General features: G+C 60.8%; 11 protein-coding genes. 6 read left to right on the top strand and 5 right to left on the bottom strand.

What is annotated here, in order from left to right; genetic code table 11:
- Nucleotides 1-137: 137 nt before the first annotated feature.
- The 5 genes from CMV14_RS14640 to CMV14_RS14620 form a co-directional block, all read right to left on the bottom strand.
- Nucleotides 138-1,064, bottom strand: a complete 927-nt coding sequence (locus CMV14_RS14640) for a VOC family protein (protein WP_066962741.1) — start codon at nt 1,062-1,064, stop codon at nt 138-140.
- Nucleotides 1,065-1,098: 34 nt separating this feature from the next.
- Nucleotides 1,099-1,953 carry a fumarylacetoacetate hydrolase family protein gene (locus CMV14_RS14635; RefSeq protein ID WP_066962738.1) on the bottom strand — a complete coding sequence of 285 codons (855 nt, stop codon included), beginning with the start codon at nt 1,951-1,953 and terminating at the stop codon, nt 1,099-1,101.
- A gap of 91 nt (nt 1,954-2,044) precedes the next feature.
- Nucleotides 2,045-2,857 carry an alpha/beta fold hydrolase gene (locus tag CMV14_RS14630; RefSeq protein WP_176489037.1) on the bottom strand — a complete coding sequence of 271 codons (813 nt, stop codon included), beginning with the start codon at nt 2,855-2,857 and terminating at the stop codon, nt 2,045-2,047.
- 61 nt (nt 2,858-2,918) lie between these two features.
- A complete protein-coding gene (locus CMV14_RS14625; protein WP_066962731.1) occupies nt 2,919-3,995 on the bottom strand; it encodes an LLM class flavin-dependent oxidoreductase in 1,077 nt (358 codons plus the stop codon).
- A 65-nt stretch (nt 3,996-4,060) separates the two neighbouring features.
- Nucleotides 4,061-5,263: a cytochrome P450 gene (locus CMV14_RS14620; protein ID WP_066970395.1), complete on the bottom strand. Its 1,203-nt coding sequence runs from the start codon at nt 5,261-5,263 to the stop codon at nt 4,061-4,063.
- A 195-nt stretch (nt 5,264-5,458) separates the two neighbouring features.
- On the opposite strand from CMV14_RS14620, the gene CMV14_RS14615 reads away from it, so the two are divergent.
- From CMV14_RS14615 to CMV14_RS14590, 6 genes are all read left to right on the top strand, one after another.
- Entirely contained in the window at nt 5,459-5,971 is a 513-nt protein-coding gene (locus CMV14_RS14615) for a MarR family winged helix-turn-helix transcriptional regulator (protein WP_066969654.1), read from the top strand.
- 258 nt (nt 5,972-6,229) lie between these two features.
- Entirely contained in the window at nt 6,230-7,453 is a 1,224-nt protein-coding gene (locus CMV14_RS14610) for an MFS transporter (protein ID WP_066969652.1), read from the top strand.
- 298 nt (nt 7,454-7,751) lie between these two features.
- Nucleotides 7,752-9,374, top strand: a complete 1,623-nt coding sequence (locus CMV14_RS14605; RefSeq protein WP_066969650.1) for an FAD-dependent oxidoreductase — start codon at nt 7,752-7,754, stop codon at nt 9,372-9,374.
- 145 nt (nt 9,375-9,519) lie between these two features.
- The gene (locus CMV14_RS14600; RefSeq protein WP_066969648.1) at nt 9,520-11,694 is read left to right on the top strand and encodes a TonB-dependent receptor; all 2,175 of its coding nucleotides are present in this window, start codon (nt 9,520-9,522) and stop codon (nt 11,692-11,694) included.
- A 96-nt stretch (nt 11,695-11,790) separates the two neighbouring features.
- The gene (locus CMV14_RS14595) at nt 11,791-12,984 is read left to right on the top strand and encodes an oxidoreductase (protein WP_083216152.1); all 1,194 of its coding nucleotides are present in this window, start codon (nt 11,791-11,793) and stop codon (nt 12,982-12,984) included.
- On the top strand, nt 12,981-13,661 hold the full coding sequence (locus CMV14_RS14590; protein WP_066969644.1) for a glutathione S-transferase family protein: 681 nt from the start codon (nt 12,981-12,983) through the stop codon (nt 13,659-13,661). The genes CMV14_RS14595 and CMV14_RS14590 overlap by 4 nt, the downstream gene beginning before the upstream one ends.
- The last annotated feature ends 50 nt before the right edge of the window (nt 13,662-13,711 follow it).

Below are 13,711 nucleotides of genomic sequence, written 5' to 3'. Positions count from 1 at the left end.
TCGTACTTATGGAGCGAATCCATAGTGAATTAATCATAAATAAGAGTTAAGTTATAATGTTTCATATCATAGATAATAAAGAATTTTTAATATAAAGCATTGACGCTATTTAAATTAAAACAGAAAATATAATTTCATTACATATATTTGAGCTCGTAATTGTGCACGAAGTCGTTGGGGACGGGTGGGCCCCAGCTCGCGAGGCTGTCTTCCATCGCATAGTTGGTGGGCGTCCACAGCGCGTAATCGTCGATGTGATCCATGTCCGAATAATATTCGAACCATGAACCCCAGGGATCCTGGATATAGTGGAAGAAGTTCGAGCCGATCGTGTGGCGGCCGAAGCCCCAATCGCCTTTTCCAGCCTTCGCCAGCAGCGCGCGGCCGCCGCGACCGACCTCGTCGGGATCGTTCACTTGGAAGCTGGCATGGTGGAAGCCGATATCGGGCGACTTGGCGAAGGCGACGACATGATGGTCGCTGTCCTTCCTGGCACAGGTGAAGGCGATGATGTCCTGCGCACGATCGGCGAGGCCCATGCCCAGCCCCTCGGTGACGAACTTCACGCTGGCCGGGACATCGGGCGAGAAGACGAGGATATGGCCGAGGCGCAGCGGCTTCGCGGCCGGATAGGCGGTGCGCGGAAGCACCGCCGAGCGGCGCTTGCGGATCACCCGGCCGGGCCGGTTGATCTCGAAGCCCGGCCCTTCGGCCAGCTCGGGATCGGCCGGGCGCTCCACCAGATGGATCAGCATGCCGTGCGGATCGCGGACCCACAGGCCCCCGTCGGTGAAGCCTTCGGGCGCATCGACCACCGTGCCGCCCGCCGCTGGCGCGTCGGCGGCGATCTTGTCGAGGCCGTCTGCGCGCAGGGCGATGTGGTGGAGGCGCTTCTTCCCGGCGCCGCCGATCAGGATGACCGAATCCCGATCCTGCCCGGCGCAGCGGAAGCGGGCGATCTGCCCGTCGACCGCCGCTTCCAGGCCGGCATCGGTGTAGAAGGTGATGCCCGGCCCCACATCGGGGACTTCGAGCGTGACGGAAAGCGCGCCGAGCACGGGCATCAGTATATCCTTCTTCTGGTGAGGAAGAGTGGTGTCAAGCGGGGATGACGACCTTGTTCTCGATCGTGCCGATGCCGTCGATCTCGCAGCGGACGACATCGCCCGGCTGCAGGAACACCGGCGGCTCCATGCCGACGCCGACGCCCTCGGGGGTGCCGGTGGCGATCAGATCGCCGGTCTCCAGAGTGAAGGCGGTCGAGAGATAGCTGATCTGCTTCCAGATGTTCGCGATCATGCCGCCGGTGTTGTTCGACTGGCGCAGCTCGCCATTGACGTAGCAGCGCAGATCGAGCGCGTGAGGATCGGCGACCTCGTCGGCGGTGACGATCCAGGGGCCGATGGGCCCATGGGTGTCGAACGACTTGCCCATGGTGAAGGTCGACGAATGGAACTGCCAGTCGCGCGCCGAGACGTCGTTGGCGACAAAATAGCCGAAGATGTGGTTCTTCGCGTCGGCCTCGCTCACCTTCTTGGCGGGCTTGCCGATCACCAGGCCGAGTTCGACCTCATAGTCGAGCTTCTCGGTGACGCCGGGATCGATATCGTCATAAGGACCTGACAGGCAGGTGGTCTGCTTGTTGAACCACACCTGATGCTTGGAGCGCGCGACGCCGAGACGGTCGGCCTCTTCCAGATGCTTGCCGTAGTTCATGCCGATGGCGAGATATTTGCCCGGCTTTTCGATGGGGGCGATCAGTTTCGCATCGGCCAAGGATAGGGCGGGTTCGGCCGAGGCGAGATGCGCGGCAATCCTGTCGAGCGCGGCCTGGCCGGCCTCGACGATGCTCTGGATGGTCGGATAGCCGAGCCCGTCGAGCGCGACGATGCCGTCGCCTTTCACCGCACCGAGATGGATGCTGCCGCCTTGCGTGTACCGTACCAGCTTCATCAGTTAAGCCTTCCCTTTTGCAGGCCGATCCTTCTGTCCACCGTGGTTCGGAAGCCGAAGCCTGCATCATCAAGCTGTGTCGTTGTGGTTTCTAACTCTGGCGCAAGTCGTTGAGGAGGGGACGGATCTCCGCTGCAAAGGTCGCGGGCTCGGCGATGAAACCGAGATGATGCTCCGACATCAGGCTGAAGCGACAGCCGATGGCCTCGCTCAGCAGTTTTGTGGACCGGGCATAATAGGCCGTCCCGCTCTTCTTACCCGCGACGGCGACCATCGGGACCTTGCTGTGCTTGAGCCGTTCAAGGTTAGGCTTGAAGTGGCTGATATTATGAAACTCCTTAGCGAAGAAGAAATCGAGATTGGAGGTGGCGTCCGCATCGCCCATTCGACGTTCATCGGCTTCCACGGTTGGTGCGAACCCGATGATGCTCTTGGCAAAAAGATGCATGGCGGCAGGGGCTCCCTCGCGCTCGTACAGGTCCGCCACCTCGTCCAGAAAAGCGAACTGCTCAGCCGCATCCGGAAGCAGGGAAATGATCGGCGGCTCGTGGAAAACCGCGCCACGGACCACATTGGGGTGATCGGCCACGAGCGCGAGGGCGATGTTCGCCCCGGCGCTTTCGCCCAGGACATAGGCACCATCCTTGCCAAGCGCGTTGATGATGGCGGCCGCGTCGCGGGCCTGCTGGGCCATGTCGAGGGGTTTTGTCTTGTCGCCGGTGCTCCGGGAATTGCCCCGCCGATCATAGCGGACGACGGTATAGTCGTCCTTCAGCAGTGACGAGATCGGCGCGAAGCGGGGTGCGGTCCCCCCTCCGCCAGAGATTGTCAACAGCAGGGGGCCCGAGCCTTCATAATCGAAAACCAGTTCGGCATTATCGCTGATCACTGTGCCTGTCTGCATCGTCATACCCTCCGCTATCTTTTGTTTGTTCAGGATTTCGGGTTCGTCACGTGGCCGCTCGTCACGCGCGGGCGAGAGCGGGGTTCACTTCCACTGCGTACAGCTCCCAGCTGCGGGTCAACTGATCGAGATCGTCGCAGCCGCCAAAAATGGAGAGAAAATGTCCAGCGCCGGTGCGTTCGCACTGTTCGAGAACCTGCTCCCGAACCTGTGCCGGCGTGCCGCTGATATATTCATCCTCGCCTATGGTGAAACCATGGCCGCCGGACGGCGCGTCGAAAGCCTTCTGGCCGGGGGCGACATATCGCTTGTCGGTTTTCGCGACCATCTTGTGCAGTTCGTCCTGTAGCTTCTCCGACCGGGACGTCGACACCAGTTCGCTTTCGTCGATGATGATCTGTCGCCGCAGCCCAACCTGCTCGGGCCCCGTGGGATGACCGTGCTTGGCCGCTTCCTCGTTATAGGCGTCGAAAAGTTCGCGAATCTGCTCGTTCTGCGCGAACGCCGTGGTGATCTTCGATCCGCGACGCGCGGCCTTTCTGGCAGACTCGATGCTGATGACGGTCGTCCACATCGGCGGATGCGGCTGCTGCACAGGGCGCGGCACCAGCCGCAGATCATGGAAGTTCCAATATTTACCGCTGTGCGAGATGATCGGCTGGCGGATGCCTGCATCGATGATCTGTAGGGCTTCCTCATACCGCTCGCGTCCCTCGGCCGGAGACATTCCCGCACTTTCCAGTTCGTGGGGAATGCCCGCCGACGTGCCGATCTCAAGACGGCCACCGGTGAGGTTGTCGAGCATGCCGATCTCTTCGACGATGCGCCATGGGTTGTTGAAGGGAACGACCATGCCCATGGCACCGATCCGGAGATTCTTTGTGCGCTGCGACATTGCGGCGATCAGGAGATTGGGCGACGGGCTGTAGCCACGGCCAAAATGATGCTCGCTCTGGAAGATACCGTAGAAACCGAGTTCTTCGGCGCGCGACCAGAGGTTCAGATAAAATTCGAAATAGGCCGCGCCTTCGTCGGGCGCCATTCCTTTTTCATTGCGAAGTGCGGTATCATCGACGTCATAGCTTTTCGTGAATCCCTCACGTGCGGGGATGAACTCGAAGGCCCAGGACTTTACCATATTATTCTCCTCAGTCCGCGATATGCATTGGATGGCGCGGACAGTTTATGTGTTTGGATCTGTGGTCACGCTTTTGGTGAGAATGAGACGCGACAGGATTTGGGAGTGATGAGTGTTCCGAGCTGGACGATGTAGTCCGGCCTGGGCTCGACGAGTTGGATGTCGGGGAGGCGGTCGAGGAGCCGCCTGAAGGCAGTCTTGATCTCGAGGCGGGCGAGCGGCGCGCCGAGGCAGACATGGCGTCCGAAGCCGAAGCCGAGATGGGTGTTGAAGGGGCGATCGGGATTGAACGCCTCCGGCTTGTCGAATATCTCGGGATCGCGGTTGGCGGAGCCGTAGCAGAGCCGGACGGTCTGGTCGGCGGCGATGGTGACGTCGCCGAAGTCGACCGGCTCGACGGTGGTGCGATGGAAGGCCTGGAAGGGCGAGGAGAGGCGCACGGCCTCCTCGATCGCCGCGGTCATGACCTTGTCGTCAGCCAGCATGCGCGCCCTGAGATCGGCCGAGGGCAGCGCATGGAGCAGCAGGGTCCCCAGGGCCGAGGTGGTCGTCTCGTGACCGGCGACGAAGAAGCCGGTCATGAAGGTCGCGATGTCGCCGTCGCTCATCGGCCGCCCCTCGATCTCGACATGCGCGATCCGGGTCAGATAGTCGTCAAGCGGCTGCGCCCGCCGCGCATTGATCTCGTCGATGACGGTCGCGCCGATCTGCTGCATGACCGCGCCCTGATCGGCGCCCGAGGTTGTGGTGAAGCGATCGGCCAGCTCGTGGATGCGCTCGACCGACACGCCGGTCATGCCGATCGTCTCGCACAGGCCCAGCACGGGCAGCGGCCTGGCGAACTCCTTGACCAGATCGCATTCGCCCTTGGCAGCGAAACGATCGATCACGCTGTCGGCAATCGCCTCCAGCCGGGGCGCCACCGCCTTGAGCCGGGCCGGGGTTATCGCCTCCATGTACAGGCTGCGCCAGAAGCCATGCTCGGGCGGGTCCATCTCGATGGCCGGAAGCCGGCCCGTGTCGAGATGCGCCGGCAACCGCACACCCTTGAGCGCCGAAGAGAAATGCCGGAAGTCCAGCGCCGCGTCGCGGACATCCTTGTAGCGCGTCAGCCAGTGGAAACCGCCCTGCGCGTTGCTATGCCGAATCGGGCAGCCCCGAAGCTGGCCGTACAGATCGTAGATGCCCTGCAGGTCCTGCATGGCCAGCGGATCCTCGCCTCGGCTTTCCGGCGTCGCCATCGCGTCGTCATCTGGTCGCTGCGCCATCTGATCCTCATCCTCTGCTGATCCGGCGCAGCGCCTCGCGGCCCGCTGCCGTCCTTGTCCTTCGAAACAACCAGCGATCTGCCATCCCCACATATCGTTGTCAAGACAACGATATCGTGAAACGGAGAACAAACTGGCGGCGGTCGCGGAACCATGCGAAGACGGCGGCGGGTTTTTTCTGCAGAAAGATCAAAAGTGTCAGCGAAGAAGAGCGGTGCAGCCGGCGGCAAAGAGCAGGGGCAGGGCTTGTTACCGTTCGAACGACTGATCCCAGCGCGTATTCACAAAGTTTCGGACACATTGGAAGACGTCGCTCGCCTGATGCTAGGCGATGCCTATGGACTGGGCTTCACCGAGGCCCGAATCCTGGCCTATCTCTCGGAGCACAAATCGGCGTCGGTGATAGACATCAGCCGTGACCTGGGCGTGGACAAGGCGTGGATCAGCCGGAGATTGCAGGCGCTGGCCACGAGGAAGCTCCTCACGAAGAGCCGAGATGGCTCGGATTCGAGGGTGATCCTCGTATCGCTGACGGGGAAGGGCAGGACGGAGGCGGAACGCTCGATGGACGTGGTGCGGCAAACCTATGGCATCATCGTGGACGGCGTCGACCTGGCAGTCGCCGACGCGCTCATCACGAGATTGGAGACAAATCTCCACGACATCCTCTCCCAGCTGCGATCCAGCCAGAATCTCTCGCCCGCCTAACCTGCTAACGAAGGGTAGGCACCCGGAAGGCATCCTCCGGCCCGGGAAGGCATTTCCCACCGTAGGCGGGAGCCGATACGAAAGCGCAGGGAATCTCACCGGAAAATATCGTTGTTTTGACAACGAAAAGATACCGCACTATCGTGACCTTCATAGCCGCTGCGCAATGCGAACAGAATTTTCGTGAACGAAACGTTGGGCAACAGCGATGGGTGGTCTGGATTTCGACCGCTCCGCCGATATCCGGGGAGGCTGAATTTGCAGAGGTCCGGCATTTCTCTCGTTGCCGCTGCCTGCGCGGGAATCGCGTTCTATACCCTGTACCTGTACACGCTGGGTGTTCTCATCGAGCCGCTTCAGCGCGAATTCGCGTGGTCCCGCGCAGGAATCTCGGCGGGCCTGACCATCGTCAGCGTCGCCACCGTGCTATGCTCGCCTTTCGTGGGTCGATTGATCGACCGCATCGGCGCGCGACGCATCGCCCTCGCAGGCGTCTCGCTATATTCCGCGGCGTTGCTGGCTTTGCCGCTTGCCGGGCCTTCCATCGAGAGCTGGTGGCTGGGATGGGCTTTCGTCGCGGCCGGCGCCATGCTGATTCAGCCCACCATCTGGTCGGCCGCCGTGGTCAGCCGGTTCGACAGGCATCGCGGCATCGCTCTGGCATTCACATTGTCCGGAAGCGGGATCGCGTCCTTCTTTGGTCCGGCCCTCGTCGACGCGTTGGCTCGACAATATGGGTGGCGAATCGGCTATCTCACGCTGGGCCTGGTCGGCCTGTTGTTCGTGCTTCCCCTGATCTGGCGGGTGTTCTTCGATGCGCGCGATCTGGAGCGGCTGAGCGGCCGGCCCGCAACATCGAGCCGGACATCCGATGGCCTGTCGGCCGCCGAGGGTTTCCGTTCGCGTGCTTTCGTCCAACTGGCGCTCGCGGGCTATCTGGGCACGGCCGCCGTGACATCGCTGTTGGTGCATTTCGTGCCGATCGTCTCAGGCGGCGGCCTGGATCGGTCTTCGGCTGCTTATGCCGCTGGAGTTTTCGGCATGGCGGCCATAGCTTCCCGGATAGGCAGTGGGTTCCTGCTCGATCGAATGGATGGCCGGTGGATCGGTGCGTTCGCGCTTGGCATCCCGGTGTTGGCGCCGATCATATTCCTGAACTACGATGGCTCGTTCCTGTGGGCGGTGATTGCGGCTGCGATCATCGGTGTCGGCGTGGGGGCGGAAATCGATGCCCTCGCCATTCTGTCGGCGCGATATTTCGGGCTACGCAATTATGGTCTCCTGTGGGGAACGATCGCAGGAATAGTCGGACTCGGATCGGGGACAGGGCCGCTAGTTGCGGGTCTTATCTTCGATAATACAGGGTCTTACGATATTCTGTTCCATATGCTCATTCCATTGTCAGCGGTCGTCGCTCTCCTTCTGATCTCTATTCCAAGAGACATAGAACACGGAAAACGCGACCAGCTACCATATCCATGACGAGCATCCGGCCTGACGGCTCATCATAAAAATATCACCTCAACGAGGATCGATCGAAATAACCGTTGTCTTGACAACAAACTTCTGTATCACTATGTCAGAGGTCAGATACCCGCCGGCCGTGCCAAAAAAGAATATTTTCGCGCGGCAGGGATTTGCAAGGCCAACGGAGGGGAAATAGGGTCCGATGTCGCATTCGATGTACCCGCGCCGAACGCTCAAATCATGCCAGTTTCACGAGGCGCGCCGCGAATCCGCCGCACGCTCGCGCATCAGCTCAGCACGAGGACTTTGAAGAATGCCAAGTTGGGACGAAACCGTTGACGTCGTGGTGGTCGGCTCTGGCGCCGCGGGTGTGGCTGCCGCGCTGAGCGCCCAGCACCATGGTGCGACGGCGGTGGTGCTTGAGCGCAGCGACAAGTTCGGGGGAACCAGCGCCGTTTCGGCCGGGGGCGCTTGGATTCCGAACAATCACCACATGCATGAAGTCGGATCGACCGATTCCCGTGAGCAGGCGCTCACCTATCTGCGCCATCTGTCCCTCGGTGGGATGGACATGGATTTGGCGGAGGTCTTCGTCGACGAGGCCCCCGACGTGATCCGCTTCATCGAGGCCGAAAGCCCGCTTGAGCTCAACGCGACCAGATTGCCGGATTATCAGCCGGAGAAGCCGGGGGGCACATTTGGACGGACGCTGACGCCGCAATTGTTCCGCGGAGGTGATCTTGGCGACCTTCGTCCCCATCTCCGTTCGGTGCCGGGCCATCCCGTGCCCTTGTGCTGGGAAGACATCCAGAACGGCATCAATCTCCTAGATCCCGAGGTTATCCGCGATCGTATCGCCAAGGGCATGGTCGGCGGTGGAGAAGCGCTAATGGCGGCGCTGATCAAGGGGGCGGTCGACAAGGGTGTCGAGTTCCGGCTGAATGCGCGGGCGCGTCGGCTTGTGATCGAGGACGGCGCGGTCATCGGGCTCGAATATGAAAGCGACGGGCAAACCCGCAGGATCGGTGCGGCACGGGGCGTGATCCTTGCAAGCGGCGGGTTCGAATGGAACGAAGTCCTGGTAAAGGATCATCTCGCGGGCCCGATCGAAGCGCCGCTGAGCCCGCCATCCTGTGACGGCGATGGCCTGATCATGGCGATGGAAGCGCAAGCGGCCATCGCCAATATGAAGGAAGCAGCCTGGATGCCCGCGATCAGCATCCCCGGCGAGCAATATGACGGACGGCAATATACACGGCTGACCGGCGGCGAGCGCGCCAATCCCCGGTCGATCATGGTGAACCGGGCCGGCCGGCGCTTCGTGAACGAGGCGCACAATTACAACGACATCGGCCGGGTGATGCACAATTTCGACGAGATGGCATTCGATTATCCAAACCTGCCCGCGTGGATCATCGTCGATCGGGAATATATGGAACGCTATCCTTTCGCCGGCCGCCTTCCCGGGACTGCGATCCCTGAGTGGATGGAATCGGCGGCGAGCCTGAGCGAGCTTGCCGAGAAGATTGGGGTCGATCCCCAAGGTCTGGAATCCACGGTGAAGCGCTACAATGCTCATGTGGCGGAGGGCGCGGATCCCGACTTCGGGCGCGGCAGCAGCAGTTACGACTTGGCGTTCGGAGATGCGTCGCGCGAAGGCACGCTCCAGACCCTCGGTGCCATCGATCAGGCCCCCTTCTACGCCTGCCGCATCTATTCCGGCGTGCTCGGTACGAAGGGTGGGCCCAAGATCAACGCGAAGTCCGAGGTGCTCAACGTGCGCGGTGAACCGATCGCCGGGCTCTATGCCGCGGGCAATGTCAGCGCGGGTTTTACGGGAATGGCCTATCCCGGCGGCGGTGGATCTGTGGGGCCGGGCCTTGTTTTCGGACATATAGCCGGTCGGAACGCTGCTGCGAGCGAGGGCAGGCTTTAGTCCGGTTAGAACCGAAACCAACACGCGCCGGATCATCCAGATCCGGAATATCCGGTGCGCTATAATAATAAGATCATGACTTGGCCGGCTATTCGGTCAGCAAGTCATCCATATAGCCATGTAAATATGAAATAGGGAGGATAACATGAACAAGAATGATTTTTCTTTCGCTCGACGCGCGACGTTGCTTGGCTCCGCCGCTTTACTGATCGCCCTTTCTCATCCGGTGATCGCGCAGACCGCAGGTGACACTTCGGCGCCTGGAGCATCGAACGATGATGGCGCTTTGGCCGAGATCGTGGTCACGGCGCAGAAGCGATCCGAGAATCTTCAGGACGTTCCGATCGCGGTGACCGCCGTGAACGCAGAGCGGCTCGCCAACGCGCGCATCGAAAATCTGACCGAACTGCGTGCAGTGGCGCCGGGCCTCAACATGCGGACATCCTTCAACAACTTCAATCCGTATATCCGTGGCGTGGGCACGGAAAGCGGCTTCACCGAGAACCCGGTGGGCATCTATATCGATGGCGTCTATATCGCGCAGCAGCGTGACGGCATCCAGAATATGAACGATATTGCCCAGGTCGCGGTTCTCAAGGGTCCCCAGGGCACCCTGTTCGGTCGCAACACCACCGGCGGCGTAATCCAGATCACGACGCGCGGGCCCAGCTATGATGCCGGGGGTGAAGCCGGGCTGTCATATGACGAATACCAGACCCTCACCAGCGACCTGTATCTGACCGGCGGTCTGTCCGATAAGGTGGCGGCCAGCATATCGACCCAATATCGGACCCAGGGCAAGGGATGGGGCGACAACCTCACGACCGGGAACGACACCTTCAAGACGAAGCATAATTTCTCGATCCGCGGCAAATTGATGTTCGAGCCCGGCGACAACACGACGATCACCCTAATCGGCGACTATCGCGACAGCCACGATCTGGCCGAGGCCTATCAGCCTTATCCTGGAACGGTCCCGACCATCGCATGGACCGGCCCCGGCGGCTATGTCCCCGTCGACAGCCGGTATGACACGCGGGCGGGCCGCGATAGCTTCATCAAGATCAAGACGGGCGGCGCCAGCCTCAACATCGATCATGATCTCGGCTTTGCCCGGCTGGTTTCGATCTCCGCCTATCGCGCCGGCAACACCAAGTTGATCGGCGACACGGACGGCCTACCCGGAACGCTTTCGGAACTCCGTTTCCCGGATACCCCGTCGGATGTCTACACCCAGGAAATCCAGCTTGTTTCAAACGACAGCTCGTCGTTCAACTGGATGGCTGGCGCTTTCTACATCAACAATACCAATGTCGTCGAACGGACCATCGTCGTCGGTCCTTTCGCGCTCTACGCCCGCAACAAGGAAGTCGCGGAATCGATCGCTCCCTTTGCGCAGGCTACCCTGGAAGTGCTTCCCGGCACCAAGCTTACCGGCGGTATCCGCTACACCTATGAGAAGCGCGACCTGACCTCCAAGGACCTTGCGGGTGTCGAAACCGACTTCGGTTCCAAGACCTTCAAGGAAATCACCTACAGAATTGCGCTGGATCATCAGATCAACGACAATGTCCTGGCCTATGCATCGCACAGCAGGGGTTTCAAGAGCGGCGGCTTCAATGCCATCGTCCAGACCAATCCGGCCTTCGCGCCCGAAAGCCTGCATGCCTATGAGGCCGGGTTGAAGACCGAACTATTAGACCGCAGCGCGCGTTTCAACATTGCCGGCTTCTACTATGATTTCGCCAATGTGCAGGTGAACCGCTATGTTTCTGGTTTCCCGATCCTGCAGAATGGGGGCGGCGCTGAGCTTTACGGTGTCGATATCGACCTTGATGCCAAACTCGCCGAAGGGCTGACCTTCTCGGGCGGCCTGGAGTGGCTCAGCGCGAAATACAGCAACTATCCCAATGCGGGACGTGCGACCTTCAATCCGTTCCCGCCGGGCGGTGCGACGATCGACACGACCTTCAACGCCAAGGGGAAGCGCCTGCCGCTTTCACAGGAGTTCGTTGCCAACGGCACGTTGACATATGAACATGAAATGATGGGCGCGAAGGTCAGCTACAGCGGGACCGTGAACTACAGCAGCGAGTTCTTCTTCGAGCCGGACAATGTGGTGCGCCAGAAGCCCTATTTCATGGTCAACGGTTCGGTACGCGTGTTACTGCCCGGCGATAAGATCAGCCTTACGGTGTTCGTCAAGAATTTGCTGGATGAGGCCATCCTCAATCGTGCTTATGCCAGGGCGGACGCGGCGCTCGCCAACTATGGTTCGCCGCCGAGGACCTTCGGCGTGGCCGCAAGATACTCGTTCTGATCAAGCCGAATACGGCAGCGATAGGCCGGGACGCCTCCAAAAGCGCCCGGCCACTTCGCGGGCCGAGTGATCTCTCTAGCTGCCGGCCCTATCGAGATGGCAAGAATCGCAATGTCCAAGGTCGATCTTTCTCCGCTTTTCACACCACACAGCGTCAAATCGCTGCTTCTCGGCAATCGTTTCGCGGTTCCGGCCATGCAGCGCGCCATGAGTAAGGACGGTGCGCCTCTTCCATCGCTTGCCCAATATTACAGGAAACGGGCGGAGGGCGGCTTCGGCCTGGTGATAAGCGAGTCGACCGCGATCGACCATGGATCGGCCACGCGGCAGCCAACGGCGATGTGGATCCGCCCCGACACCGCCGAGCGTTGGCGACAGTGCGTCGAGGAGGTCAAAAGCGCCGGCGGCCATATGCTGCTCCAGCTCTGGCACGAAGGAGCCATGCGTGCGGCAGAGGGCAATGATGCCTGGTCCGATTATCCGACCATCAGCCCCTCCGGGCTGGTCCGGAAGGGGGAAGCCAGCGGACGGGCCGCCACGATCGAGGATCTTGCCTCGCTTCGCGAAGCCTATGTCCGGTCAGCGTTGCTGGCGCAGGAGATTGGCTTCAGCGGCGTCGAGATACATGCTGCGCACGGATATCTGCTCGACCAGTTTCTGTGGGCGGAGACCAATCTCCGTGACGATGAATATGGCGGCGGGGATCTTCGCAACAGGGTCCGGTTTCCGGCCGAAGTGGTTGCGGCGGTCAGGGCGGCGGTGGGACAGGATTTCATCATAAGCGTCAGGCTTTCGCAGTGGAAAACCACCAGCTTCGACGCGACCGTGGTCAACGATCCGCAGGAATTCGAGATTCTGCTCGGGACGCTCAGGCAGGCCGGCGCCGACATGTTCAATATCTCAACGCGGCGTTTCGATCGCCCGGAATGGCCGGGCAGCGAACTGAGCCTCGCCGGATGGGCCAAGAAATTGACGGACGCCACGATCCTGGCCGTCGGCAGCGTGGGGATCAAAGGCGATATCACCGACATGCTGATGCATCGCGAATCCGCTCCGCAGCTTATGGCCAGTCTCAAGGAGGCGCAGCGGCGCTTCCTGGCCGGGGAGTTCGATCTGCTGGCGATCGGGCGAAGCAGCATCGCCGACCCAGACTTCGTGACCAAGCTTCAGCAGGGTCGCTTCGATGAAGTGCGACCATTTTCGCTCGCGCTGCTGAAGGACCACATGGACAGCTGGGAGCCCAGCGTGGAGATCAAGGATAGCGGCACGGCGGAAGACGCGGGGTCATGATCATGACAGCCCGGTTCACGCTCTACCATTTCCCTGGCGCTTGCTCGCGCGTGACCAGGGCGGCGCTGGAGCAGGCCGGCCTCAATTATGAGACATATATCGTGAGGCTCATGGAGCCGGATAGCAGGGCCGACTATCTGGCGATCAATCCTAAGGGCAAAGTTCCCGCGCTACGCATCGGCGACAAGCTGCTTTCGGAAAATTCGGCGATCCTGCTTCACCTGCACCGGTATTTTCCGGATGCCGGGCTGCTTCCTTTTGATCCGGGGCGACTCGGGGAAAACGAGGCGGTGGAGGACCTGATCTGGTGTTCGGCCACACTGCACCCCATGACGAGGATGGTCCGTAATCCGGCACGCTTCACCAGGACAGGCGATGTCGACGGTATCCGGGCGTTGGGAATCGAATATTATCAACCGGTATTGAAGCGGCTCTCCGAACGGTTCGAAGCGGGGCGATGGTGGTATGGCGACCAATGGTCGATCATCGATGCCTATCTCAACTGGAATTATACGACCGCCGAGCTGGGCGGCCTCGATCTGAGCCCATATTCTGCGCTGCGGCGGCACTGTGACGACACCCAGGCGCAAGCGGCGCTGGCGCGGGTGCTCTCCTTCGAGCAGGAAGAGTTGCGGGATATGGGCGCCAGCCTGTCCGCACTTCCCAAATATGATTGAACGACGATCCAGATCAGCGCCCGCTTCGGCGTTAGCCGACCAATAGGAGT

Source organism: Rhizorhabdus dicambivorans, from assembly GCF_002355275.1.
Lineage (GTDB): Bacteria > Pseudomonadota > Alphaproteobacteria > Sphingomonadales > Sphingomonadaceae > Rhizorhabdus > Rhizorhabdus dicambivorans.
This window is presented reverse-complemented; position numbering and strand designations above follow the sequence as displayed.

Excerpts from the sequence above, each read along its gene's own strand:
- CMV14_RS14630 (WP_176489037.1), bottom strand. The coding sequence starts at position 2,857 with ATGCAGACAGGCACAGTGATCAGCGATAATGCCGAACTGGTTTTCGAT.
- CMV14_RS14595 (WP_083216152.1), top strand. The coding sequence starts at position 11,791 with ATGGCAAGAATCGCAATGTCCAAGGTCGATCTTTCTCCGCTTTTCACA.
- CMV14_RS14620 (WP_066970395.1), bottom strand. The coding sequence starts at position 5,263 with ATGGCGCAGCGACCAGATGACGACGCGATGGCGACGCCGGAAAGCCGA.
- CMV14_RS14605 (WP_066969650.1), top strand. The coding sequence starts at position 7,752 with ATGCCAAGTTGGGACGAAACCGTTGACGTCGTGGTGGTCGGCTCTGGC.
- CMV14_RS14625 (WP_066962731.1), bottom strand. The coding sequence starts at position 3,995 with ATGGTAAAGTCCTGGGCCTTCGAGTTCATCCCCGCACGTGAGGGATTC.
- CMV14_RS14600 (WP_066969648.1), top strand. The coding sequence starts at position 9,520 with ATGAACAAGAATGATTTTTCTTTCGCTCGACGCGCGACGTTGCTTGGC.
- CMV14_RS14640 (WP_066962741.1), bottom strand. The coding sequence starts at position 1,064 with ATGCCCGTGCTCGGCGCGCTTTCCGTCACGCTCGAAGTCCCCGATGTG.
- CMV14_RS14590 (WP_066969644.1), top strand. The coding sequence starts at position 12,981 with ATGATCATGACAGCCCGGTTCACGCTCTACCATTTCCCTGGCGCTTGC.
- CMV14_RS14635 (WP_066962738.1), bottom strand. The coding sequence starts at position 1,953 with ATGAAGCTGGTACGGTACACGCAAGGCGGCAGCATCCATCTCGGTGCG.